The sequence below is a fragment of the Terracoccus sp. 273MFTsu3.1 genome, from assembly GCF_000383675.1.
Taxonomy (GTDB): domain Bacteria; phylum Actinomycetota; class Actinomycetes; order Actinomycetales; family Dermatophilaceae; genus Terrabacter.
The window spans coordinates 265,077-288,361 of the sequence record NZ_KB911825.1 but is presented as its reverse complement, the minus strand read 5'-3'; the positions used below and the strand labels follow the sequence as shown (position 1 = coordinate 288,361).

Genomic DNA, 23,285 nt, shown 5'->3' with positions numbered 1-23,285 from the left:
GCCCGCACCCGCGTCACGGCTGTCGCCGCAGCGACCTAGACTGGAGGACCTGATGCCGCACCCACTGCTGTCCGCCTTCAGGGCGCTTCCCGATGTCCGCCACGTCCTCGACCAGGTCGGGCGGGCCCGCCTCGTCGACGTCTCCGCGAGCGACGGCACGCGGCCGTTCCTCGTCGCCGCGCTGGCCCAGCGGGCCGACGGGTCCGCGGCCGCGTCGACCGACCCGTCGGCCACCGAGCCGGCCCCTCTCGTCGTCGTCACGGCGACGACGCGCGAGGCCGACGACCTCGCGACCGCCCTGGGCCTCTTCCTCCCCGCCGATCGCATCGCCGTCTTCCCGTCGTGGGAGACCCTGCCGCACGAGCGCCTCTCGCCCCGCAGCGACACCGTGGGCCGGCGCCTGGCCGTGCTGCGTCGACTCGCCCACCCTGATCCCGACGACCCGGCCTACGGCCCGCTCTCGGTCGTGGTGGCTCCGGTCCGCGCCCTTCTCCAGCCGCTGACCAAGGGGCTCGGCGACCTCGTGCCCGTCGCGCTGCGTGCCGGGGACGAGCGCCCGCTCGAGGACGTCGTCGACGCCCTCGTCGGCGCCGCCTACACCCGCACCGACCTCGTCGAGCGACGCGGCGAGTTCGCCGTGCGTGGTGGCATCCTCGACGTCTTCCCGCCGACCGAGGAGCACCCGGTCCGCATCGAGTTCTGGGGCGACACCGTCGAGGAGGTCCGCTGGTTCAAGGTCGCCGACCAGCGCTCCCTCGAGATCGCCGACCACGGGCTGTGGGCCCCGCCCTGCCGCGAGCTGCTGCTCACCGACGACGTGCGCGCCCGGGCGCGAGCGCTCGCCGACCAGCTGCCCGGTGTCGCCGAGATGCTGTCCAAGGTCGCCGAGGGCATCGCCGTCGAGGGCATGGAGTCCCTTGCCCCGGCGCTCGTCGACGGCATGGAGTCGGTCCTCGACGTCCTGCCCGAGCGCTCGATCGTGCTGCTCGCCGACCCCGAGCGGGTCCGTCGACGCGCCCACGACCTCGTCGCGACGAGCGAGGAGTTCCTCGAGGCGAGCTGGGCCAACGCCGCCGCCGGCAACCAGGTGCCCGTCGACCTCCAGTCGCTGCTCGGCAGCGCGTCCTACTGGTCGCTCGCCGACGTCCGCGCCCTCGCCGAGCGGTCCGGTCGCGCCTGGTGGACGCTGACGCCCTTCGCCGCCGACGCCGAGCTCGTCATCGAGGACGACGACGTCGACGAGCGCCTCGCCGTGCGCACCACCGACCCCGAGGCCTTCCGCGGCGACACCGACCGCGCCGTCGAGCACCTGCGTGAGCGGGTCGCCGACGGCTGGGCCGTCGCCGTCGTCACCGAGGGTCCCGGCCTCGCCAAGCGTGTCGCCGAGGTGCTCGGGGAGCACGAGGTCGCCGTGCGTCCCCTCGACACCACGCGCGACGACGCGCTCGAGCCGGGCTGGGTCCACGTCACGACCGCCACGCTCGGCCGCGGCTTCGTCCACGAGGGCGCCCGCGTCGAGGTGCTCACCGAGACCGACCTCACCGGCCAGCCCGGCAGCGGCACGTCCACCAAGGACATGCGGCGTATGCCGTCGCGGCGCCGCAACCAGGTCGACCCGCTCCAGCTGCGCCCCGGCGACCACGTCGTCCACGAGCAGCACGGTGTCGGCCGCTTCGTCGAGATGATGCAGCGCACCGTCGCCGGCGCGACGCGCGAGTACCTCGTCATCGAGTACGCCCCGGGCAAGCGCGGCCAGCCGGGTGACCGTCTCTTCGTCCCCACCGACCAGCTCGACCAGGTGACGAAGTACGTCGGTGGCGAGGAGCCCACCCTCAACAAGATGGGTGGCTCCGACTGGTCCAAGACGAAGTCGCGGGCCAAGCGCTACGTCAAGCAGATCGCGGCCGACCTCATCCGTCTCTACAGCGCCCGGCAGGCCACGAAGGGGCACGCCTTCGCGCCCGACACCCCGTGGCAGCGAGAGCTCGAGGACGCCTTCGGCTACGTCGAGACCCCCGACCAGCTGATCAGCATCGACGAGGTCAAGGCCGACATGGAGAAGCAGGTCCCGATGGACCGGCTCATCTGCGGTGACGTCGGCTACGGCAAGACCGAGATCGCCGTCCGCGCGGCGTTCAAGGCCATCCAGGACGGCAAGCAGGTCGCGGTCCTCGTGCCGACGACCCTGCTCGTCAGCCAGCACCAGCAGACCTTCGCCGAGCGCTACGCGCAGTTCCCGGTCAAGGTCGCCTCCCTCTCGCGGTTCCAGAGCGACAAGGAGGCCAAGGACGTCATGGCCGGGATGGCCGACGGCACCATCGACCTCGTCATCGGCACGCACCGCCTGCTCGCCAAGGACGTCACGTTCAAGGACCTCGGGCTCGTCATCATCGACGAGGAGCAGCGCTTCGGCGTCGAGCACAAGGAGCTGCTCAAGACGATGCGGACGGCCGTCGACGTCCTGTCGATGTCGGCCACCCCGATCCCGCGCACGCTCGAGATGGCGGTCACCGGCATCCGCGAGATGTCCACGCTCGCAACGCCGCCCGAGGAGCGCCACCCGGTGCTGACGTTCGTCGGCGCCTACGACGAGAAGCAGATCACGGCGGCCGTCCGCCGCGAGCTGCTGCGCGAGGGCCAGGTGTTCTTCGTGCACAACAAGGTGAGCAGCATCGAGCGGGCGGCGGCCCGCCTGCGTGAGCTCGTCCCCGAGGCGCGCATCGCCACCGCGCACGGCCAGATGGGTGAGCACAAGCTCGAGCAGGTCGTCGAGGACTTCTGGGAGAAGCGCTTCGACGTGCTCGTCTGCACCACGATCGTCGAGACCGGCCTCGACATCTCCAACGCCAACACCCTCATCGTCGAGCGCTCCGACATGCTCGGCCTCAGCCAGCTGCACCAGCTGCGCGGTCGGGTCGGTCGCGGTCGTGAGCGGGCCTACGCGTACTTCCTCTACCCGCCCGAGAAGCCGATGACCGAGACGGCCCACGACCGTCTGCGCACCATCGCGAGCAACACCGACCTCGGATCCGGCATGGCGGTCGCGATGAAGGACCTCGAGATCCGCGGCGCCGGCAACCTCCTCGGCGGCGAGCAGTCCGGCCACATCCAGGGCGTCGGCTTCGACCTCTACGTGCGGCTCATCGGCGAGGCCGTCGCCGACTTCCGCGGCAACGCCGTCGACCTGCCCGCCGAGATCAAGATCGAGCTGCCCGTCGACGCGCACCTGCCGCACGACTACGTGCCGGGGGAGCGGCTGCGTCTCGAGGCGTACAAGAAGCTCGCGACGGTCGAGACGTTCGAGGCCGTCGACGAGATCGAGGCCGAGCTGCGCGACCGCTACGGCGCACCGCCCAAGCCCGTCGAGAACCTCCTCGAGGTCGCGCGGCTGCGCGTCGTGGCCCGGGAGGCGCGCATCGGCGACATCGGCGTCCAGGGCAAGGTCGTGCGCTTCGGCCCGGTCAAGGACCTGCGTGAGAGCCAGCAGCTGCGGCTCATGCGCCTCTACCCGGGCACGATCGTCAAGGACGCCCTCGGCACGATCCTCGTCCCCGCCCCGATGACGGCCCGGGTGGGTGGCAAGCCGCTCCGCGACGTCGAGGTGCTGACGTGGGCGCGACAGCTCATCACGGCCGTCCTCCTCGACGACATCGCCGCCGCGTCGGGAGCCGCGGCCAGTGCCTCCGCGGGCGCTTCGTCGGGCGCGGCGAAAACCCGCGTGGGAGCACCGTAGGATGTCAGACGCATCCGCCAGAGGAGGAAATCAGTGAAGGCTTGGTCTGCTCAACCCGCGAAGCGCGTGGCCGTCGTCGGCATCGCCGCGCTCGGCGCCGTGTCGCTGCTCGGCGGGTGCGGTTTCGAGACGCGCCAGCAGGCCGCCGCCGTCGTCAACGGCGAGGTCATCCACGAGTCCGACGTGCGTGAGACGTACGACCAGCTCAAGGCGGCCAAGCTCGACTTCGCCGAGAACATCGTCGTCACCGCCCTCGTCGCGGCGCCCCTGCTCAAGGACGTCGTCGAGAAGTCCGGCAGCTGGAAGCCCGACGAGACCTACGCCTCGGTCATCTCCTCCATCCCCGACGCCACCGACACGACGAAGGAGTTCGTCGCGGCGGTCGCCCTCATCCAGTCGCAGAAGATGACGCCCGCCGACGTCGCCGCCTACCGCGCCAACCTCAAGAAGGCCGACATCAGCGTCAACCCCAAGTACGGCTCCGTCGTGCAGTCCGCCGAGGGACCCGTCTACTTCACCATCGGCCAGCAGACGCCCAACTGGGTCAAGCCGGGCAGCAACCCTGCCCCGGCCACCGCCCCGGCCACGGCCCAGTAGACCTCCGCAGCCCTCCGTCGTGACCGCCCGCGTCGTCCTTCTCGTCACGACCCCACGCATCGCCCCGGGACTGCTGACCCGTGAGGCGTGGCAGAGCCTCGAGGGGGCACACGCCGTGTGGGGCCGTCCCGACGAGCCGCAGGTCGCCGCGCTCGTCGAGGCCGGCATCGCGGTGCTTCCCCGCGAGGACGGTCACCCGGCCGACCTCGCGCGCGACCTCGTCACCGCCTCCGAGGTGGGTGACGTCGTGTGGGTCGGCTCGTCCGACGGTGACCCCGGCCTCAGCGACGCCGTCGCCGTCGAGGTGACCCGGCTGCCCGAGCCGCCCGAGGTCGAGCTGCTCATCGGCTCGTTCGACGTGCCCGGTGCTCGGCTGCTCGACGTCGTCGCCGTCATGGACCGGCTCCGGTCGCCCGGTGGCTGCCCCTGGGACGCGAAGCAGACCCACGAGACGCTCGTGCCCTACCTCCTCGAGGAGGCGCACGAGGCCATCGAGGCCATCGAGGGCGGCGACCCGTCGCACATGCAGGAGGAGCTCGGCGACCTGCTGCTGCAGATCGCGTTCCAGTCCCGCGTGGCGCAGGAGCACCCGAGCGAGCCGTTCGACATCGACGACGTCGCAGGCGGTCTCGTCGACAAGCTCGTCCGGCGTCACCCGCACGTCTTCGCCGACGTCGAGGCCGACACGGCCGATGCCGTCGAGGCCAACTGGGAGTCGATCAAGGCCGACGAGAAGCAGCACCGCACCCACCCGGTCGAGGGCGTCCCGAGCTCACTGCCGGCCCTGGCCCGGGCCGAGAAGTACGTCTCCCGCCTGCGTCGCGCGGGCCGCGAGGACCTCGTCGACGACGCCGTGGCCGGCGGGGGGCTCGGCGCACAGCTGCTCGACCTCGTCCGCACGGCGCGGGCCGAGGGCATCGACGCGGAGGCCGCCCTCCGCGAGACCCTGCGCGCTCTGGAGGCCGCCAGCGCGGCCGGCACGCAGGCCGGCCCCGCCCTCGGCCCCGACCCTGATCTCGACGCGGACGCCTGAGCCGGCCGGACGGCATACGCCCTCGGGTCGTGCCGGCCGAGGCCGGACGAACGGTGAGGGCCGACGTCACCCTGCGGCGACGCGGCCCTCACCGGGCAGAGGATGCGGCGTCAGTAGGCGCCGCGCGAGGCGAAGACCGCGTGGATGGTCTTGGCCATGATCGACAGGTCCTGGACGATCGACCAGTTGTCGACGTAGTAGAGGTCGAGGCGCACCGTGTCCTCCCACGACAGGTCGCTGCGTCCGGAGACCTGCCACAGGCCCGTCATGCCGGGGCGGACGTGGAGGCGGCGCTGGACGTCCGGCACGTAGCGACGCACCTCGGCCGGCAGGGCGGGCCGCGGGCCGACGAGGCTCATGTCGCCGTTGACGACGTTGATCAGCTGGGGCAGCTCGTCGATCGAGTAGCGGCGGATGAACGCGCCGACCCGGGTGATGCGCGGGTCGGACTGCGCCTTGAAGAGCACGCCGTCGGCGTTCTGGTTCAGGTGCGAGATGCCGGAGAGCTTCGCCTCGGCGTCGATGACCATGCTGCGGAACTTGAGGCACTCGAAGAGCTCCCCGTCGCGGCCGACGCGCGTCTGCCGGAAGAGCACCGGCCCGCCGTCCTGGAGCTTGGTGGCGATCGCGACGACGATCATGACGGGCGCCGCGACGAGCAGCAGGAGCGTGGCGCCGACGAAGTCGAAGGCGCGCTTGAGGCCGCGTGAGGCACCCAGGCTCTGCGGCTGCTCGACGTGGACCAGCGGCAGCCCGCCGACCGGTCGCATCGCCATCCGACCCGAGCTGATGTCGCTGAGGCTCGGGACGACCGCCATCTGCACGTGGTGGCCCTCGAGGTCCCACGCGATGCGGCGGAAGTCGACGGCCGACGGGAACGCGCCCTCGGTGAAGACGACCATGTCGGCCTTCTCCGCGATGACCGACTCCGCGGTCTGCCCGGTGTTCCCGACGACCGGCACCCCGCGCGGCGTGGCCGCGGTCGGGTGCGACGACGGCGTCAGCGCGCCGACGATGCGGTAGCCGAGCCACGTCTCGCGCTCGAGCACCGCGGCGACGTCGTCGACGTGCGACGCCGAGCCCGAGATGAGCACGCGCGTCAGCAGGTGGCCGTGGGCGTGCGCCCGGTGCACGAGCCGACGGGCGTACCACCGCCAGAGCAGCACGAGCGGAACCCCGATCGCGAAGATCAGCACGAAGAAGCCTCGCGAGAGGTTGAACTTCGTCAGGTAGCTGAGGATCCCGATGGCCCCGGCCGTGAGGCCGGCCGCGCTGCACACCCGGGCGTACTCGATCGTGCCGACCCCCAGGTGGCTGCTCGTGTACGTCCCGAGCGCGAGGTTGGCGACCATCCACGCGGCGACGATCCACAGGCCGACCGACTGGGCGACTTGGTTGACGTCGTTCGCGACGTCGAAGACGTCGAGACCCGTGCGTCCGACGGCCGCCAGGGCGGTCGCCGCCGTGATGATGACGAGGTCACCACCTGCGATCCCGAGCTGCAGCAGACGCTGCCCCCGGCCCCTCTCACTGAGCGGCTGCGTCACCGGACGCGCGCTCACATTCAGTAGAACAACCCCCGACTCGCGCATGGGTTGACCCATGACAACACCCCACCCCCGGCACCCACTGGTGCCCTATTCACGACCAGCTCCACCCCCCCGGATGGCTAGTTGTGAGTATGCCTGCTCCCGGTCAGCCTTTGGTAAGGAAGTAGTAAAAATGTTTGGGCGGAAGGACCCCGGTTTGTCCCCGTGCCCGATACGTCCCGGTCTGCCCCACGTGCCGTTCCACCTGCCCGTATGCCGGGTCGCTCCACCGGGCCGGAGACCCCACGGGCTAGGCTCGTCCCCAGCACCTGTGCTCGGTGCGCGGGGGTTCGCAGCGCTGCGACTCGCCGGCGCCGAGCACTCCCAGAGCACCCATGAGCAGCACCAGCACAGGAGAGCCAAGTGGCCAGCATTGAGGAGATTGGCGCCCGCGAGATCCTGGACTCGCGCGGCAACCCCACCGTCGAGGTCGAGATCCGTCTCGACGACGGCACGTTCGCTCGCGCGGCCGTCCCGTCGGGCGCCTCGACCGGGGCCTTCGAGGCGTCCGAGCGGCGTGACGGCGACAAGGGCCGCTACCTCGGCAAGGGCGTCGAGCAGGCCGTCGACGCGGTCATCGAGGAGATCAACCCGCGCCTCGTCGGTTTCGACGCGAGCGAGCAGCGCCTCATCGATGCCGAGATGATGGCGCTCGACGGCTCCGCCAACAAGGAGAACCTCGGCGCGAACGCGATCCTCGGCGTCTCGCTCGCCGTCGCGCACGCCGCCGCCGAGTCGGCCGGCCTGCCGCTCTTCCGCTACGTCGGTGGCCCGAACGCCCACGTGCTCCCGGTCCCGATGATGAACATCCTCAACGGTGGGTCGCACGCCGACTCCAACGTCGACATCCAGGAGTTCATGATCGCGCCCGTCGGCGCGCCCACCTTCCGCGAGGCCGTGCGCTGGGGCGCCGAGGTCTACCACGCGCTCAAGAAGGTCCTGCACGAGCGCGGTCTCGCGACCGGCCTCGGCGACGAGGGCGGCTTCGCCCCGAACCTCGAGTCCAACCGTGCCGCCCTCGACCTCATCCTCGAGGCGATCAAGGCCGCCGGCTACGAGCCGGGCCGCGACATCGCCCTCGCGCTCGACGTCGCGGCGTCCGAGTTCTTCGAGGACGGCTCCTACGCCTTCGAGGGTGCGAGCAAGTCGGCCGACGAGATGATCGCCTACTACGCCGAGCTCGTCGAGGCCTACCCGCTCGTCTCCATCGAGGATCCTCTCAACGAGGAGGACTGGGACGGCTGGAAGTCCATGACCGACCTGCTCGGCTCCAAGGTGCAGATCGTCGGCGACGACCTCTTCGTCACCAACCCCGAGCGGCTCGGTCGCGGCATCTCGACCGGCACCGCCAACGCGCTGCTCGTCAAGGTCAACCAGATCGGCACGCTCACCGAGACGCTCGACGCCGTGACGCTCGCGCAGAGCAACGGCTACCGCTGCATGATGAGCCACCGTTCCGGCGAGACCGAGGACGTCACCATCGCCGACCTCGCCGTCGCCACCAACTGCGGCCAGATCAAGACCGGCGCCCCGGCCCGCTCCGAGCGCGTCGCGAAGTACAACCAGCTGCTGCGCATCGAGGAGGAGCTCGACGACGCCGCCGTGTACGCCGGCACGGGCGCCTTCCCGCGCTTCGACGCGAGCCGCTTCGGCGCCGAGGGCTGACCTCGTGGCCGACCGCACGCCGTCCCGCCCGGGCCGCCCGTCGTCGACGGGCCGCCCGGGCGGTGGCGCGCGACCGGCCACCCCCCGACAGACCCCCGGTGCGAAGCCCGGCGCCAAGCCCGGTCCGAAGGCGACGTCGAAGCCGAGCGCGAAGCCGGGGGCGGGCGCCGGGACGCCGGGCTCGACGTCCACCGGTCGCCCGTCCTCCGCCCGGTCGCCCGGTCGCACGGGCGCGGGCCGCTCGTCGGCCACCCGCCCGGGTCAGTCCCGTCCCGGGGCCGCGCGCGCGAGCCGTCCCGGAGCCGGCAAGGAGCGTCCCGCCCTCGCGGCCCGCCCCCGCACCCCGCAGACGGCGCCGCCGTCGGCCTCGACCGCCTGGGTGCGCGGCGCCATCCTGCTCGGCATCCTCGTCATGCTCGCCGTGACGATCGTGCCGACCCTCCGCTCCCTCGTCCAGCAGCGGGGCGACGCCGCGGCGATGCAGGACAAGGTCGCCGCCCAGCGTGAGACCGTGGCCCAGCTCGAGCGCGAGGCTGCGTTGTGGAAGGACCCCGCCTACATCGAGGTCCAGGCCCGCGAACGCCTCAAGTTCGTGCGGGTCGGCGACCGTGCCTACACCGTGATCGACCCGTCGACCAACGAGGCGAGCGCGCCCGCCGCGGAGCGCCCCGTCGTCGCCGCGCCCATGGCCAACGCCGCCTCGCCGTGGTACGGCAAGGTGTGGCAGTCCATCCAGATCGCCGACCGACCCACCGCCGGGGTCAACCGTCCCAAGTGACCTCGTCGTCACCCACGGCAACCCGGCGTCCCTGAGAGCCCGAGAAGTGAGTAACACGTGAGCGACCCCTCCCGTCCGACCGCACCGGCCGCCGCCGGCGCCCGCCACGTCGAGTTCGCCGACCTCGATGCCGTCGAGCGCCAGCTCGGTCGCCGGCCGCGCGGTGTGGCCGAGGTGGCCCACCGCTGCCCCTGCGGGGAGCCCGACGTCCTGCGCACCGAGCCCCGCCTGCCCGACGGCACTCCCTTCCCGACGACGTACTACGCGACGTGCCCGCGCCTCACCGGCGCGGTGAGCACCCTCGAGACGGCCGGGGTCATGAAGGAGATGACCGAGCGGCTCGCCCACGACGAGGAGCTCGCCGCCGCCTACGCGAAGGCGCACGAGCACTACCTCGCGCAGCGGGCCGAGCTCGGCGACGTGCCCGAGATCGACGGCATCTCGGCCGGTGGCATGCCGACCCGCGTCAAGTGCCTCCACGTCCTCGTCGGGCACTCCCTGGCGGCCGGTCCCGGCGTCAACCCGCTCGGTGACGAGGCCCTCGCGATGCTCGACGACTGGTGGCTGCCGACGTCGTGCGCAGCCCTGCACGCGGCCGAGGACGCCGGCGTCGAGGGAGCCACGGGTGAGTGACCGCACCGTCCGCGTCGGCGCGATCGACTGCGGCACCAACTCGATCCGCCTGCTCGTCGCCGACGTCGACCCGCAGACAGGCAGGCTCACCGACGTGCTCCGCCGGATGGAGATCGTGCGCCTCGGCCACGGTGTCGACCGCACCGGCGTCATCGCCCCCGAGTCCATGGAGCGCACGCTCGCCGTCACGCGGGAGTATGCCGCGTCGTGCCGTGAGCTGGGCGCCGTGCACGTGCGCTTCGTCGCCACCTCGGCGTCCCGCGACGCGCGCAACGCCTCGGACTTCATCGAGGGCGTGCGCAACGCCTTCGTCGAGCACTTCGGCTCCGAGGTCTCGCCCGAGGTCGTCTCCGGTGACGAGGAGGCCGCCCTGTCCTTCGCCGGCGCGACGGGTGGCCTCGCCGTGCAAGGCGTCTCCGGGCCCTACCTCGTCGTCGACCTCGGCGGCGGCTCGACCGAGCTCGTCCGCGGCACCGACCACGTCGAGGCCGCTCGCTCGGTCGACATCGGCTGCGTCCGGATGACCGAGCGACACCTCGTGTCCGACCCCGCCACCGATGAGGAGGTCGCGGCCGCCACCCGGGACATCGACGCCGCCCTCGACGTCGCCGAGTCCGTCGTCCCGCTCGAGGGCGTCGCGACGCTCGTCGGTCTGGCCGGCAGCGTCACGACGATCACGGCGCACCTGCTGCGGCTGCCGGCATACGACGCCGAGCGCATCCACCTGGCTCGCTCCGCCCCGGCCGAGATGGTCGCGGCCTGTGACGACCTGCTGGCGATGCCGCGCGCGCAGCGCGCCGAGCTGCCGTACCTGCACCCGGGCCGCGTCGACGTCATCGGGGCCGGCGCGCTCGTGTGGCGCCGGATCATCGAGCGGGTCGTCGACCGTGCCGGCGTCACCGAGGTCATCACGTCCGAGCACGACATCCTCGACGGCATCGCCCTCAGCGCGGCGCGGCCCAGCTGACCGACGCCTGACCGGCGGGTCAGCAGGGACCAGCAGCGGTCAGCGGCGGGGGAGTGCCGCCGCGAGCACCGGCTCGTCGGCCCGCTCGTGCACGCGTCGGCGGTTGGCGCGCAGGCGGGCCGCCATCCAGAGCGCGGCCGAGACGCCGAGCGCCCACGTGCCGTTGGAGACCGTCGCGTCGACGACGCCGTAGGTGACGAAGAAGAGCGTCACGAAGACGACGGCGCGCAGGTGCTTCGCCGAGAGGCGCACGGCGGCGAGGAGCAGCCCTCCCCAGAGGAGGTACCACGGGTGGATGACCGGACCCGAGGCGCAGAGCACGAGCAGGGCGCCGGCCGTGGCGAGCACCGGGTTGCGTGGGGCGACGCGCCACGTGATCCAGGCGATGCCGGCCAGGCCCAGGAGCAGCCCGATCGTCTGGGCGATCGGGACGGGCGCCGAGGTCACGCTCTCGGGCATGCCGGCGAGCTTCAGCAGCCACTCGACGACGCTGCCGACGAAGGTCGGCGGCGACAGCATCGAGCGGAGCGAGACGGGCACGGAGAGGTTGGGGATCCAGCCCCAGCCGAGACCCGAGACCGCGGTGATCGCCGTGAAGGTGGCCGCGGTGACGCCGCCGTAGACGAGGCCGTGCCGGACCATCGCCTTGAACCGCGCAGGCGCTCCGGGCTCGAGATCGGTCTGCGCCTGCAGGGCCATGCCGACGACGCCGATGAGAGCGAGGACCGCCGTCTGCTTGTAGGCGGCGGCCGCTGCGATCGTCACCGCCGCGACGACGAACTGGCCGCGGCTGGCGAGGAGCAGGGCGAAGGTCACGAGGGCGACCATGACGGCGTCGCCGTGGCCTCCGCCGACGAAGTGCATGAGGACGAGCGGGTTGAGCACGCCGAGCCAGAGGGCGTGTCGACCGCTGACGCCGTAGCGCTCGGCAAGGCGAGGCAGGGCGTAGGCGAGCAGCCCGACGGCGAGGAGCGCGGGCACGCGCATGGCCAGCGCCGAGACGTAGGCGTTCTCCGGGAAGATGCTGACGACGAGGTGCTGCACCTGCAGTGCGAGCGGACCGTAGGGCGCCGGGGTGTCGATCCACATCGGGTCGACCTGGTCGGCGAAGGGGCCGGGCACCCAGAACGGCCCCACGGCGTACGGGTCCATCCCGCGCAGGACGATCTGTCCCTGCGCCGCGTAGCTGTAGGCGTCGCGGCTGAAGAGCGGCGGCGCGAGCATGATCGGCAGGCTCCAGAAGAGCCAGGCCATCGACGGGGCCTTGCGGCCGTGGACGGGGCGCATCCGCAGCCACGCGTCGACGAGGAGGGCCATGCCGACGGCGAGCAGGATCGTCGTGAGGACCCGTCCGGCGCCTGAGCCGAGCCACACGAGGCCGAAGCGCTCGATGAGCGGGGAGGCGGGCAGCTCGAAGGTGTCGGCGGGCAGGAACGCGGGGCTGACGGAGCCGGCGGCCACGAGGGTCGTGCCGAGCGTGCCGCGGCGGACCATGGGGTCGGCCCACGTGCGCCGGAGCGCGGCGGAGAGGCGGTCACCGAAGTCGACGACGCGCGGGTCGACGACCCAGGCCGCGCGCGGCGGAGCAGCGGTCGTCGCGCCGGCGACACGATGCTCCAGCACCCGCTGCTCCTTCGTGTGGTGAGGGGTTCGCACTCGAAGTGCGGTACAGGTCGTGCAGGAGCGGATCGGAAGGGCCCCTGGACCTCGGTCTCGACGGCCAGTCTAGGCGGAGCGGGCGCATGCGTGCCGTGCCACGCCAAGGCGTGAGCGGGGCGTTACCGAACCGTGCCGCACAGCCGACGCCCGTGACGTACCCCCGGAGGGACTCGAACCCTCACCTGTGGCGATTTTAAGTCGCCTGCCTCTGCCGATTGGGCCACGGGGGCGGGGTCCCCAGTATGCCGTCGCGCCGGGTCGCGGTGGTCACCCCGGCCCGCGTCACGATCCCGTGTCGGGCGAGCACTTCTCGCGCGCGGGAACCTTCCGGTGGGGTGCGTTCGCTTACTCTTGGGGACAGTCGCCACGCCCAGTCGCGGGTCGTGGCACCCAGTGCTTTTAGGAGCGCACTCACATGGCAGGTGGAAACCCGGTCTTCGACCGGCTCAACAAGCAGATCGAGAAGGAGCGCTACGCCGGCTTCGGCTCGCCGCAGGGCAACCCGCAGCAGGGCACCCAGGCCGCGACGACCGGTTACGCGACCCAGGACGCTATGACGGCGCAGCAGCTCAACGAGATGTACGCGCAGCCGCCGGCCGGCCCGGCCGACACCGGCCGCGTCACGGTCGACGACGTCGTCGTCAAGAGCATCACGCTCTTCGTCGTCACGGTCGCCGTGGCCTTCGTGTCGTGGTTCTGGACCGAGGCCAACACCGACATGACGCTGCCGTTCTGGCTCGGCGGCATGTTCGGCACGCTGATCCTCGGCTTCGTCATCGCCTTCATGAAGAAGGTCTCGGTGCCGCTGCTCATGGTCTACGCGGTGCTGCAGGGTGCCTTCCTCGGTGCCTTCAGCCAGTACATCGCGGCGATCCCGGACTACGACGGCGTCGTGCAGATGGCCGTCCTCGCGACGCTCTGCGTCTTCGTCGCGATGTACGTCGGCTACGCGACCGGCTTCGTCAAGGTCAACGACAAGACGCGCCGGATGTTCTTCTTCGCGATCGTCGGCTACGGCCTCTTCTCGCTGCTCCAGGTCGTCCTGCTCATGACGGGCGTCATCGACGGTTGGGGCTTCGGCGGCAGCGGGATGCTCGGCATCGGCCTGTCGATCCTCGGGGTCGGCCTCGCGTCGTACTCCCTGGCCATCGACTTCGACTCGATCGACCGCGCGGTCCAGATGGGCGCCCCGAAGAAGTACTCGTGGCTGCTCGCCCACGGCCTCATCGTCTCGATCGTCTGGCTCTACATCGAGTTCGTCCGTCTCTTCGCGCGTCTGCGCGACTGACGACCGTGACACCTCAGCGCGTGGGTTCGCCGACCCCGCACGAGGTGTCCGACGAGCTCCGGCGCGTGGTCGAGCGGTGGCACCAGCTGCCGCTCGACCACGCGCTTTCGCGTATGCCGTCCGTCCGGGCCCTCGTCCAGTCGCTCGCCGACCGCGTGGCCGCGGCCCGCGGGGCCTCCGGCTCAGACGCGCCGCCGGTGCCCGACCTCGGCCCGGCCGTCGTCATGGACCAGCTCGCGGTCATGCTCTTCGACCTCTTCCGGGCCGAGCCCGACGCCGACCCCCGCGTGGTCGCGGAGGGCCTGGCCGGCATACGCCGCGCTCTGTAGCCGAGTCGGCACGTTCCCGCACCGGGACGGACCGCGAACGTCGAGTGGGCACCCTCCCGCGGGGGAGGGCGCCCACTCGACGTGGTTCTGGCGGGCGGCAGCCCGCGGGGTCAGCTGAGGCGCTCGAAGATGACGGCCATGCCCTGGCCGCCGCCGACGCACATCGTCTCGAGGCCGAACTGGCCGTCGCGCTCGCGGAGCGCGTTGATGAGCGTGCCGGTGATGCGGGCTCCGGTGGCGCCGAACGGGTGGCCGATCGCGATGGCACCGCCGTTGACGTTGAGCTTGTCGTAGTCCATGCCGATCTGGTCGGCCGACCCGATGACCTGCGCGGCGAACGCCTCGTTGATCTCGTAGAGGTCGATGTCGCCGATCGACAGGCCGGCCCGCTTGAGCGCGAGGTTCGTCGCGTCGACCGGGCCGAGACCCATGATCTCGGGGGAGAGCCCCGTCGCGGCCGTCGAGACGACGCGGGCGAGCGGCTCGAGGCCGAGCTCCTTGGCCTTGGTGTCGCTCATGATGACGAGCGCCGCGGCGCCGTCGTTGAGCGGGCAGCAGTTGCCGGCCGTGACGGTGCCCTGCTGGCGGAAGACGGGGTTGAGGCCCTGGACGGCCTCGAGGGTGACACCGGCGCGGGGTCCGTCGTCCTTGCTCACGACCGTACCGTCGGGCGTCGTGACGGGGGTGATCTCCCAGTCGAAGAAGCCGCGGCCGATGGCGGCCTCGGCGCGGTTCTGGCTCGTGACGCCCCACTCGTCCTGGCGCTCACGCGAGATGCCGTAGGCCGTCGCGACGTTCTCGGCCGTCTGGCCCATCGCGATGTAGATGTCGGGGAGCAGGCCCTCCTCGCGGGGGTCGGTCCACGTCTCGTTCGTCTCGGCGATGCGCTTGGTGCGGGCCTGGGCATCGGCGAAGCGGCCGTTCTGCTGGTCCTCCTTGGCGCCACCGGCGCCGGCCCAGTCGGTGTACTGCGAGACGCACTCGACACCGGCCGAGACGAAGATGTCGCCCTCGCCGGCCTTGATCGCGTGGAAGGCCATCCGCGTCGTCTGGGCCGAGGAGGCGCAGAAGCGGTTGATCGTCGCGGCAGGGGTCGCGTCGATGTCGAGGAGCGTGGCGACGACCTTGGCCATGTTGGAGCCGTGCCGGCCCGAGGGCTCGGCGCAGCCGAGGTAGAGGTCCTCGACGAGGCGCTTGTCGAGCGCGGGCACCTTGTCGAGCGCGGCCTGGATGACCGTGGCGGCGAGGTCGTCGGGACGGACCTCCTTGAGCGAGCCCTTGAAGGCCCGGCCGAACGGCGAGCGGGCGGTCGAGACGATGACGGCTTCGGTCACGGGGGATCTCCTGGTGCAGCATCGACGGCCCGCGCGGCGGTGCGACGGGCGACTAAGCGCTTGCTCAGTCCCCACGATGGTAGGACGTCCTCGCACCGGTTGGACAGGCCACCGGCCATGACGTGCGTCTCGCCCACCCCACGCGTACGCTCGGTCCGCTCCGCCCCGCCAGACCGCTCCGAGGACGCCGCCCGCCCAGCGGGTACGACTCCGAGGTCCGCTCACGCGACCGCTAGGGTGGATGAGTTGTCGGCGCCTCCACGCGCCGGCCGGGTCCGGACGCTCACGCCGGACCCTCCGACGATCAGGGGGCACGCCCACCATGAAGACCTTCACGACCCGCGTCGTCGCCGTGTCCGGCGCGATCGCGATCAGCCTCGGCGCCGCCGCGTGCTCGAAGTCCGAGACGCCCGCCACCGGCTCCACCGGCGCGAGCGCGTCGACGCCGGCCGCCTCGGCGAGCTCGTCCACGTCCGCCGCCACCGACGCCCCCAAGGCGTCGGAGATCCTCGACAAGGCCAAGACGAACGCGCTCGCCGCGACGTCGGGCGCCTTCGTCGGCCAGGTCGACCAGAGCGGCAAGACGATCAAGATCGACTTCAAGGGCACGAGCGACGGCAAGACCGCCGACATCGCCATCGAGATGGAGGGCGACGGCAAGGCACGCGTCATCTCCGTCGCAGACGGCGTCTACATCCAGGGCGACGCGACCTTCTGGAAGAAGCAGGGCGCTCCGACGTCGGTGCAGAACGCCGGCGACAAGTTCATCAAGGCGCCGTCCTCGGCCGGCTCGATGACCCAGAGCCTCAGCCTCAAGAGCTTCCTCGAGAAGGCCTTCGGCGCGGTCACGCCCCAGCAGCTGGCCACCGACGTCGCGAGCGAGAACGTCGGCGGCGTGGACTGCTGGGTCCTCACCGACAAGAAGGGCAAGTCGGAGGGCGCGCTCTACGTCTCGAAGGACAAGTCCGAGGTCGTGCGCTTCACCGGCTCCTCGACGAGCCCCGGTCAGCTCGACTTCTCGCAGTGGAACGCCGACCTCGGCATCAAGGCGCCCGATGCCAGCCAGATCATGAAGATCAGCTGAGCTCGTCCACGCAGCGAAGGGGCCGTCCGCACCAGCGGGCGGCCCCTTCCGCCTGTCCCGGTCAGTGCAGGACGGGGTCCTCGGCCCGGCCACCGGCCGGCCGCTCGTCGGTGCCGCCGGCGTGGTGGGCGGAGTCGGTCCGGTCGGTGTCCTCCGTCGGGGCCGGGTCCACGTCACCGAGGGCGTATGCCGTCCCGGAGGTCGTCCCGGCGTCCGGCGCGCTCGCGTCGGAGGCGGGGGCCGCCGACGGGGCTGCGGGTCGGCCCGGCGGTGCCGGCAGTGCCGGCAGTGCCGGCAAGGGCACGGTGGGTCGGATGCGGTGCAGCAGGACGGCCCAGCGACCGTGGGCCCCGCGCGCCTGACCGCCGACCTCGGCCGGAGCCACCTCGGTGCCCGGCTGGGTCACCGCCTTGGTCGCGGCCACGGCCAGGGGGCCGACGCTCTCGCCGCGCCGCAGGTTGGGCTCGGCGGGCGTGCTGCCCTCGCCGAAGAGGTCGAGCGCCGCGCTCACCGTCGGGAGCAGGGCGGCGGCGACGCGGGCGTAGCCGGCCGGGCTCGGGTGGAAGCGGTCCTTGCTGAACATGACGTGCGGCTCGGCCGAGAACGCCTCGCTGAGCAGGTCGCCGACCGACACGGCGCGCCCGCCCGCCTCGACGACCGCGACGGTCTGGGCCGCCGCGAGGTCGCGCGACCAGCGGCGGGCGAGGAGGCGCAGCGGCTGCGGCACGGGCTGGATGGCCCCGAGGTCGGGGCACGTGCCGACGACGACCTCGGCCCCGGCCTCCCGGAGGCCGCACACGGCCATCTCGAGGTGGCGCACGGCGATCGAGCGGTCGATGCGGTGGGTCACGTCGTTGGCACCGACCAGGATGACGGCCACGTCGGGCTGGGGGACGGCCGCGAGGCCGCGCTCGAGCTGCTCGTCGAGGCCGGTCGACTCGGCGCCGATGACGGCCACGTTGGTCAGCTCGACGGGGCGGCCGCTGAAGGCGGCGACGCCGCTCGCGATCGTCGCCCCGACGGTCTGGTGGGGGTGTTCGGCGCCCATCCCGACCCCGGTCGAGTCGCCGAGCACGAGGAACCGCAACGGCGACCCCGAGCCGGACCCGTAGGTGCCGCTGTCGGACGGCGCGCCCTCGAAGTGCTGGCCCACGATCCGCCGGGCCATCATCGCCTCGCCGCGCAGGATGCCGTAGCCGAGGGCCCCGAGCGCGCCGAGACCGGCGACTCCCATCCCGCCGCCGTAGGCCGCCGCCTGGGCGATCTTGCGCGCGCGTCGTGCACGCCCCATGCCGGACCCCCTTCCAGTGCCGTGTCGAGCTGCTCGACCGGGTCCACCACGGTAACGCCCGGGCCGGACGCTCCGTGCCGCTTCGCACGTCCTTCGGGCGCGGTGCCGGGCACCCGCGTGTCTCGGACCGTGGGACGGCCCTCCTAGGATGGACGCGTGAAGTACGCAGAGAACGTCGCCGACCTCGTCGGCAACACGCCCCTGGTCAAGCTCGGCTCCGTCGTCGCGGACGCGGGGGTGAGGTGCACGGTGCTGGCGAAGGTCGAGTACTTCAACCCCGGCGGCTCGGTGAAGGACCGCATCGCCCTGCGCATGGTCGAGGCCGCCGAGCGCGACGGCCTGCTCCAGCCCGGCGGCACCATCGTCGAGCCGACGAGCGGCAACACCGGTGTCGGTCTGGCCCTCGTGGCGCAGCGCCGCGGCTACCACTGCGTGTTCGTCTGCCCCGACAAGGTGAGCCAGGACAAGCGCGACGTGCTCAAGGCCTACGGCGCCGAGGTCGTCGTCTGCCCGACGGCCGTCGAGCCCGAGCACCCCGACTCCTACTACTCCGTCTCCGACCGGCTCGTCCGCGAGATCGACGGGGCCTGGAAGCCGAACCAGTACTACAACCCCGAGGGGCCGAACAGCCACTACCTGACGACCGGACCCGAGATCTGGCGCGACACCGACGGGCGCATCACGCACTTCGTCGCGGGCGCCGGCACGGGCGGCACGATCAGCGGCACCGGCAAGTACCTCAAGGAGGTCAGCGACGGCGCGGTGCGCATCATCGCGGCTGACCCGGAGGGGTCCGTCTACTCCGGCGGCACGGGCCGCCCCTACCTCGTCGAGGGCGTCGGTGAGGACTTCTGGCCGGGCGCGTACGACCCGTCGGTCGTCGACGACGTCATCGCCGTCAGCGACGCCGACTCCTTCGAGATGACGCGCCGCCTCGCCCGCGAGGAGGGCCTCCTTGTCGGCGGCTCGTGCGGCATGGCCGTCGTGGCCGCGCTGCGCGCCGCGAAGGACCTGCCCGAGGACGCCGTCATGGTCGTGCTGCTGCCCGACTCGGGCCGCGGCTACATGAGCAAGATCTTCAACGACGAGTGGATGCACTCCTACGGCTTCCTCAACGACCACACCGAGGCGACCGTCGGGTCCGTGCTCCACGGCAAGTCCGGTGACATGCCGGCCCTCGTGCACACCCACCCCAACGAGACGATCCGCGACGCGGTGCAGATCCTGCGCGAGTACGGCGTCTCGCAGATGCCGGTCGTCAAGGCCGAGCCGCCCGTCATGTCCGGCGAGGTCGCCGGTTCCGTCAGCGAGCGGGCCCTGCTGGCGGCGCTCTTCACCGGTCAGGCACACCTCGCCGACTCCGTCGAGAAGCACATGGAGAAGGGCCTGCCCCTCGTCGGTGCCGGCTCGCCCGTCTCGGCCGCGCGCAAGGAGCTCGAGGAGTCCGACGCGATCCTCGTCGTCGAGGACGGCAAGCCGATCGGCGTGCTGACGCGGGCCGACCTCCTCGGCTTCCTCGCCGACTGACCTCCGTCAGGCGCTGCCTGAGACCACGTATGCCGCTGGGCTCGCTTCCATGAGAAGCGAGCCCAGCGGCATACGTGCGAAAAGTGTTGCGGCTCAGGCGTCCTGCTTGGCCTTGGCCTCGGCCTTCTTGGCCTGCTTGAACTCCCGCACCTTGAGGAGGGAGTCGCCGTCGACGACGTCGGCCACCGAGCGGTATCCGTCGAGCGCGTAGTCACCGGCGACGGCCTCCCAGCCCTCGGGCCGGACACCGAGCTGCTTGGCGAGCAGCGCGACGAAGATCTGCGACTTCTGCTTGCCGAAGCCCGGCAGCTCCTGGACCCGCTTGAGCAGCTCCTTGCCGGTCGTCGCCTCGGTCCAGAGCCGGGTCACGTCGCCGTCGTAGCGATCCTCGACGAGGGCGGCGAGCTCCTGCAAGCGGGCCGCCATCGAGCCGGGGAAACGGTGGATGGCCGGTGGGGTGCTCGCCATGGCCTTGAACTCTGCGGGGTCCGCGGCGGCGATCGCAGCCGGGTCGAGCGTGCCGAAGCGGCTCAGCACCTTGTAGCCGCCGCGGAACGCGTGCTCCATGCCGTACTGCTGGTCGAGCATCATCCCGACGACGACGGCGAACGGGTACTCGTCGAGGACCTGGTCAGCGGCTGGTTCGTTGGCGATCTGGAAGCCCATGCAGGCATGGTCTCACGCGTCCGTCGGCTGTCGGCGGGACCGGCGGGGACCGGTGGGGACCGGCGGGACCGGCAAGGGGACGACTACCGCGTCGGGACCCGGACCCACGACCCGGGTCCGCCCGTGACCTCTCCCGCGCCTGCGGTGAGGGCGCCGACGAGCCCGCGCACGGAGTCGCTGGTGCCGGGCTCGACCGCGAGGGCGAGGACGATGCCGGTCGCTCCCCACGTCGTCGACGTGACGGCACACCCGGGGTGGCCGCGCAGCGCGTTCTCGACGCGCGGCGCGTCGGCGCTCCCGACGGTCACGACGAGCCCGTCGCGCAGCGCGTAGGCCACGGGCGTCGCCGCGTCGACGGCGGAGGTGACGGCGTCACCGTACGCGCGGATGAGACCTCCGGTGCCGAGCAGGGTGCCACCGAACCACCGGGTCACGACGGCCACGACGTCCGTCAGGGCGCGACCGCGCAGGACGTCGAGCATTGGCGCGCCGGCCGTCCCCGAGGGCTCGCCGTCGTCGTTGCTGCGCTGGGTGTCGCCATCGGGCCCGAGCACGAACGCGGTGCAGTGGTGCCCCGCGTCCCGCGTGGCCGACCGCACCGTCTCGATGAACGCCCTGGCGTCCTCCTCGGACGCCACCGGCGCCACGTCGCAGAGGAAGCGTGAGCGCTTCACCTCGAGCTCGGCGGAGGCCGGGGACGCGAGGGTGAGGTAGCGACGCGGCGGGCTCAGCCACATACCTTCTCCGGCGGTGGGCGGGACGCTCCGAGTATGCCGTGGAAGCGGGGAGGGCTCCCCATTGCACGGGGCGGCGCCGGCAGGTGAGGATGGGCCCGGTGTGCAGGGGTGAAGGGAGATCTGTGTTCTCGAAGGGTGCTGACGTCGACGCGCTGCGCGACTCGGCGGGCCGGATGGCGTCGTTCGGCCGTGAGGTCGACGTCGTCCGCGCGCGTGGGCAGCGAGCCGTGTCGACGATGCAGGGGGCCTGGCACGGGCCGGACCTGCAGCACCTCGTCGAACGGTGGCGGCGGGTCGAGCACGACCTCACGCGGATCAGCACGGAGTTCGACCGGCTGTCACGACGCCTGCACGACAACGCCGACCTCCAGCACCGCTCGAGCGGCACGTCCGTCGGAGACGGAGGGTCGCACCACAGCGTCGGTGGCGGTGGTGCTGCCGCTCCCACAAGCGACGGTCAGACGACTGGTCACACGGGTGGCGGCGCAGGTGGTCACGGGGGTCGACCCACGCTGCACGCAGCGCCGGCCGCCGCGTGGTCGCAGGTCCTCGTCGGGTGGGGACCGGACGGCGGTCGACCGATCGTCACGCCCGGCGTTCCGCAGCCGCTCCACGGGATGGGCTGGGGCCTGTGGTTCGGCAGCCCGTCCGCCGGTGCCGGGTCGGCGCCGGTCGACGCGGCGTACGGGCCGGCGCTTCCTGCCGACGTGGCCGCCGCCACAGCGCACGGTCTCGGCCTGCCGATCCGCTGAGGACCCCTGAGCCCGCCGGGGACTGCCCGGCACGGTCGCGTCGCGGCTCGCCCGGACAGCGGCCTCGCGCGGACGGCCGTGCTCGGGCTGAGAGACTGGCGCCATGCACCCGTTCGCAGTGGCCCTCGGCGGCGCCGTGGGCACCCTGCTACGGCTGCTCCTGACGATCGGCGGCAGCGGCGCGGTCGGCTGGGACCCGCGGATCAGCGTCATCAACGTCGTCGGCGCCTTCCTGCTCGGGGTGCTCGTCCGGCTTCCCGTGCGGCCCCGGCTCCGCTCGATGCTCGCCTCGGGCGGGCTCGGCTCGCTGACGTCCTTCTCGGCGCTCAGCATCACCTTCGTCGACGGCACCCCCGGGTATGCCGTCGCGCTCGGTCTGTTGACGAGCATCGGCCTCGGGGTGGCCGCCGCCGCGCTGGGCATGTGGCTCGGTGGTCTGCTCACCGCCGGTGTCCGGGGGACCGCGTGACCGCGGTCGCCTGGTGGGGCTGGGCGCTCGCCGTGGCAGCCGGCTCGATCGGCGCCCTCCTGCGCACGTGGCTCGTGCGGACGCTGTCGAAGCGACCGCTGCCCTTCGGGGTGCTCGCCGCCAACGTCGCGGCGTCGGTGGTCGGTGGGGCCGTCGTGGCCGCCCGGGCCGAGCTCGGGCCGACGTGGTCGCTCGTCCTCATCGGTGGCTTCTGCGGCGGCCTGTCGACCCTGTCGACGCTCGCGGCCGACACCGTGGAGCTGTGGCTCGAGAACCGTCGCCGTAACGCCGTCGGCAACGTCGTCGTCAACGTGGCGCTCGGGCTGTTCGCGGCCTGGAGCGCCTGGGCGCTCGTCAGCTGAGGTAGCGCTCGACGACGACGTCGACGAGGGCCTCGGGCGCGGGTTCGTGGGGCAGCAGGAGCGGTGGCGTCACGACGTCGGCGCCGGACCTGCCGGCCAGGTCGGCGAAGAACCCGGGCGCGAGCAGGTAGGTGGCGACCACCACGCGACGCCCCGGAACACGTTGTGCTGCAACGGCATCGGCGAGCTTCGGCTCCACGGCCGACAGGTAGCCGGCCACGACGGGTCGCCCCAGGCGCCGCCCGAGGGCGGCGGCGACACGCTCGCAGTCGTCGACCGCCGAGGCCTGCGACGACCCTGCCGCGCCGAGCACGACGGTGTCGTCGTCGCGCAGCCCGGCTGCCACGAGCCGGTCGCGCAGCAGGTCGGCGAGGCGGTCGTCGGGGCCGAGGGCCGGTGCGACCGTGGTGCCGGGCACTCGTGCGGCGGCCTCGGCGAGGTCGACGTAGACGTGGTAGCCGGCCGACAGGAGCAGTGGCACCAGCCGCGCAGGCGCGTCGTCGTGCAGCGACGACAGCACGGCGGCAGGGTCCGGGGGCTGCACGTCGACGAAGGCCGCGCGGACGGTGAGGTCCGGGCGCCGCGCGGCGACGGCCGCGACGAGGCTGCCGATGGCCGACCGGCCGGCGGCGGACGACGTGCCGTGCGCCACCGCCACGAGCACGGGCACGGGGCTGGTCATGGGCCCACTCTGTCAGGTCGGAGTCAGGTCGAGCCGGACCGTCGGTGTCGTGAGGACGCGGGACGGGGCCCGGGTCGCGACCGCACTGGACGCCCACGCCCGGGTGAGTC

At 72.3% G+C, this 23,285-nt stretch carries 21 protein-coding genes and 1 tRNA gene; 14 read left to right on the top strand and 8 right to left on the bottom strand.

All coding sequences use genetic code 11. From position 1 onward, the window contains the following. The first annotated feature begins 52 nt into the window (after positions 1–52). The 3 genes from mfd to H283_RS0118090 are packed head-to-tail and all read left to right on the top strand — an operon-like array spanning position 53 to position 5,363. Positions 53–3,733: a transcription-repair coupling factor gene (mfd, locus tag H283_RS0118100; protein WP_020144943.1), complete on the top strand. Its 3,681-nt coding sequence runs from the start codon at positions 53–55 to the stop codon at positions 3,731–3,733. A gap of 33 nt (positions 3,734–3,766) precedes the next feature. Further along, positions 3,767–4,330: a hypothetical protein gene (locus H283_RS0118095; RefSeq protein ID WP_231372319.1), complete on the top strand. Its 564-nt coding sequence runs from the start codon at positions 3,767–3,769 to the stop codon at positions 4,328–4,330. 19 nt (positions 4,331–4,349) lie between these two features. After that, positions 4,350–5,363, top strand: coding sequence for a MazG family protein (locus tag H283_RS0118090; protein ID WP_020144941.1), 1,014 nt, complete (start codon positions 4,350–4,352; stop codon positions 5,361–5,363). Positions 5,364–5,473: 110 nt separating this feature from the next. On the opposite strand, the gene H283_RS0118085 is transcribed toward H283_RS0118090, so the two are convergent. Beyond that, entirely contained in the window at positions 5,474–6,910 is a 1,437-nt protein-coding gene (locus H283_RS0118085) for a sugar transferase (RefSeq protein ID WP_020144940.1), read from the bottom strand. Positions 6,911–7,315: 405 nt separating this feature from the next. Here H283_RS0118085 and eno point away from each other — a divergent pair, with 405 nt between their 5' ends. The 4 genes from eno to H283_RS0118065 are packed head-to-tail and all read left to right on the top strand — an operon-like array spanning position 7,316 to position 10,995. Continuing rightward, complete coding sequence (gene eno / locus H283_RS0118080; RefSeq protein ID WP_020144939.1) at positions 7,316–8,617, top strand: phosphopyruvate hydratase; 1,302 nt, start codon at positions 7,316–7,318, stop codon at positions 8,615–8,617. A 4-nt stretch (positions 8,618–8,621) separates the two neighbouring features. Then, positions 8,622–9,395, top strand: coding sequence for a septum formation initiator family protein (locus tag H283_RS0118075; protein ID WP_020144938.1), 774 nt, complete (start codon positions 8,622–8,624; stop codon positions 9,393–9,395). Between the two features lie 57 nt (positions 9,396–9,452). Continuing rightward, complete coding sequence (locus H283_RS0118070; RefSeq protein WP_020144937.1) at positions 9,453–10,028, top strand: DUF501 domain-containing protein; 576 nt, start codon at positions 9,453–9,455, stop codon at positions 10,026–10,028. Further along, a complete protein-coding gene (locus tag H283_RS0118065) occupies positions 10,021–10,995 on the top strand; it encodes a Ppx/GppA phosphatase family protein (RefSeq protein ID WP_020144936.1) in 975 nt (324 codons plus the stop codon). The genes H283_RS0118070 and H283_RS0118065 overlap by 8 nt, the downstream gene beginning before the upstream one ends. Positions 10,996–11,034: 39 nt before the next feature. On the opposite strand, the gene mptB is transcribed toward H283_RS0118065, so the two are convergent. Both mptB and H283_RS0118055 read right to left on the bottom strand, forming a co-directional pair. Further along, a complete protein-coding gene (mptB, locus tag H283_RS0118060) occupies positions 11,035–12,618 on the bottom strand; it encodes a polyprenol phosphomannose-dependent alpha 1,6 mannosyltransferase MptB (RefSeq protein WP_020144935.1) in 1,584 nt (527 codons plus the stop codon). Between the two features lie 191 nt (positions 12,619–12,809). Further along, a tRNA-Leu gene (locus H283_RS0118055) sits at positions 12,810–12,884 on the bottom strand. A gap of 185 nt (positions 12,885–13,069) precedes the next feature. Between H283_RS0118055 and H283_RS0118050 the strand changes: the two genes are divergently transcribed. Together H283_RS0118050 and H283_RS0118045 are read left to right on the top strand one after the other, a co-directional pair. Beyond that, positions 13,070–13,942 (top strand): Bax inhibitor-1/YccA family protein, encoded by an 873-nt coding sequence (locus tag H283_RS0118050; protein ID WP_020144934.1) that lies wholly within the window; start codon positions 13,070–13,072, stop codon positions 13,940–13,942. A gap of 20 nt (positions 13,943–13,962) precedes the next feature. After that, positions 13,963–14,271, top strand: a complete 309-nt coding sequence (locus H283_RS0118045; RefSeq protein ID WP_020144933.1) for a hypothetical protein — start codon at positions 13,963–13,965, stop codon at positions 14,269–14,271. Positions 14,272–14,381: 110 nt separating this feature from the next. Here H283_RS0118045 and H283_RS0118040 read toward each other — a convergent pair whose 3' ends face one another. Then, positions 14,382–15,605 (bottom strand): acetyl-CoA C-acetyltransferase, encoded by a 1,224-nt coding sequence (locus H283_RS0118040; protein ID WP_020144932.1) that lies wholly within the window; start codon positions 15,603–15,605, stop codon positions 14,382–14,384. Between the two features lie 322 nt (positions 15,606–15,927). Between H283_RS0118040 and H283_RS0118035 the strand changes: the two genes are divergently transcribed. Continuing rightward, complete coding sequence (locus H283_RS0118035) at positions 15,928–16,689, top strand: hypothetical protein (RefSeq protein WP_020144931.1); 762 nt, start codon at positions 15,928–15,930, stop codon at positions 16,687–16,689. Positions 16,690–16,750: 61 nt separating this feature from the next. Here the strand turns inward: H283_RS0118035 and H283_RS25690 are convergent, their stop codons facing one another. Next, positions 16,751–17,980 (bottom strand): SGNH/GDSL hydrolase family protein, encoded by a 1,230-nt coding sequence (locus H283_RS25690; RefSeq protein ID WP_020144930.1) that lies wholly within the window; start codon positions 17,978–17,980, stop codon positions 16,751–16,753. Between the two features lie 156 nt (positions 17,981–18,136). On the opposite strand from H283_RS25690, the gene H283_RS0118025 reads away from it, so the two are divergent. After that, a complete protein-coding gene (locus tag H283_RS0118025; protein WP_020144929.1) occupies positions 18,137–19,507 on the top strand; it encodes a cystathionine beta-synthase in 1,371 nt (456 codons plus the stop codon). A 93-nt stretch (positions 19,508–19,600) separates the two neighbouring features. Here the strand turns inward: H283_RS0118025 and H283_RS0118020 are convergent, their stop codons facing one another. Together H283_RS0118020 and H283_RS25685 are read right to left on the bottom strand one after the other, a co-directional pair. After that, positions 19,601–20,173, bottom strand: coding sequence for an HhH-GPD-type base excision DNA repair protein (locus H283_RS0118020; protein WP_020144928.1), 573 nt, complete (start codon positions 20,171–20,173; stop codon positions 19,601–19,603). 83 nt (positions 20,174–20,256) lie between these two features. Next, positions 20,257–20,910, bottom strand: coding sequence for a YigZ family protein (locus tag H283_RS25685; protein ID WP_020144927.1), 654 nt, complete (start codon positions 20,908–20,910; stop codon positions 20,257–20,259). Between the two features lie 122 nt (positions 20,911–21,032). On the opposite strand from H283_RS25685, the gene H283_RS0118010 reads away from it, so the two are divergent. The 3 genes from H283_RS0118010 to H283_RS0118000 all read left to right on the top strand — a co-directional run bounded on the left by H283_RS0118010 (position 21,033) and on the right by H283_RS0118000 (position 22,493). Beyond that, entirely contained in the window at positions 21,033–21,662 is a 630-nt protein-coding gene (locus H283_RS0118010) for a hypothetical protein (protein ID WP_028785710.1), read from the top strand. A gap of 103 nt (positions 21,663–21,765) precedes the next feature. Beyond that, positions 21,766–22,131: a CrcB family protein gene (locus H283_RS25680; RefSeq protein WP_020144926.1), complete on the top strand. Its 366-nt coding sequence runs from the start codon at positions 21,766–21,768 to the stop codon at positions 22,129–22,131. Then, positions 22,128–22,493, top strand: a complete 366-nt coding sequence (locus H283_RS0118000) for a CrcB family protein (RefSeq protein WP_020144925.1) — start codon at positions 22,128–22,130, stop codon at positions 22,491–22,493. The genes H283_RS25680 and H283_RS0118000 overlap by 4 nt, the downstream gene beginning before the upstream one ends. Here H283_RS0118000 and H283_RS0117995 read toward each other — a convergent pair. After that, positions 22,486–23,175, bottom strand: coding sequence for a sirohydrochlorin chelatase (locus H283_RS0117995; protein WP_020144924.1), 690 nt, complete (start codon positions 23,173–23,175; stop codon positions 22,486–22,488). The genes H283_RS0118000 and H283_RS0117995 overlap by 8 nt on opposite strands. Between the last annotated feature and the right edge of the window lie 110 nt (positions 23,176–23,285).

What these genes read in the sequence shown, in the direction of transcription:
- H283_RS0118035 (WP_020144931.1), top strand. Translation starts at nt 15,928, where the DNA reads ATGAAGACCTTCACGACCCGCGTCGTCGCCGTGTCCGGCGCGATCGCG.
- mfd (WP_020144943.1), top strand. Translation starts at nt 53, where the DNA reads ATGCCGCACCCACTGCTGTCCGCCTTCAGGGCGCTTCCCGATGTCCGC.
- H283_RS25690 (WP_020144930.1), bottom strand. Translation starts at nt 17,980, where the DNA reads ATGGGGCGTGCACGACGCGCGCGCAAGATCGCCCAGGCGGCGGCCTAC.
- H283_RS0117995 (WP_020144924.1), bottom strand. Translation starts at nt 23,175, where the DNA reads ATGACCAGCCCCGTGCCCGTGCTCGTGGCGGTGGCGCACGGCACGTCG.
- H283_RS25680 (WP_020144926.1), top strand. Translation starts at nt 21,766, where the DNA reads ATGCACCCGTTCGCAGTGGCCCTCGGCGGCGCCGTGGGCACCCTGCTA.
- H283_RS25685 (WP_020144927.1), bottom strand. Translation starts at nt 20,910, where the DNA reads ATGTGGCTGAGCCCGCCGCGTCGCTACCTCACCCTCGCGTCCCCGGCC.
- H283_RS0118050 (WP_020144934.1), top strand. Translation starts at nt 13,070, where the DNA reads ATGGCAGGTGGAAACCCGGTCTTCGACCGGCTCAACAAGCAGATCGAG.
- H283_RS0118020 (WP_020144928.1), bottom strand. Translation starts at nt 20,173, where the DNA reads ATGGGCTTCCAGATCGCCAACGAACCAGCCGCTGACCAGGTCCTCGAC.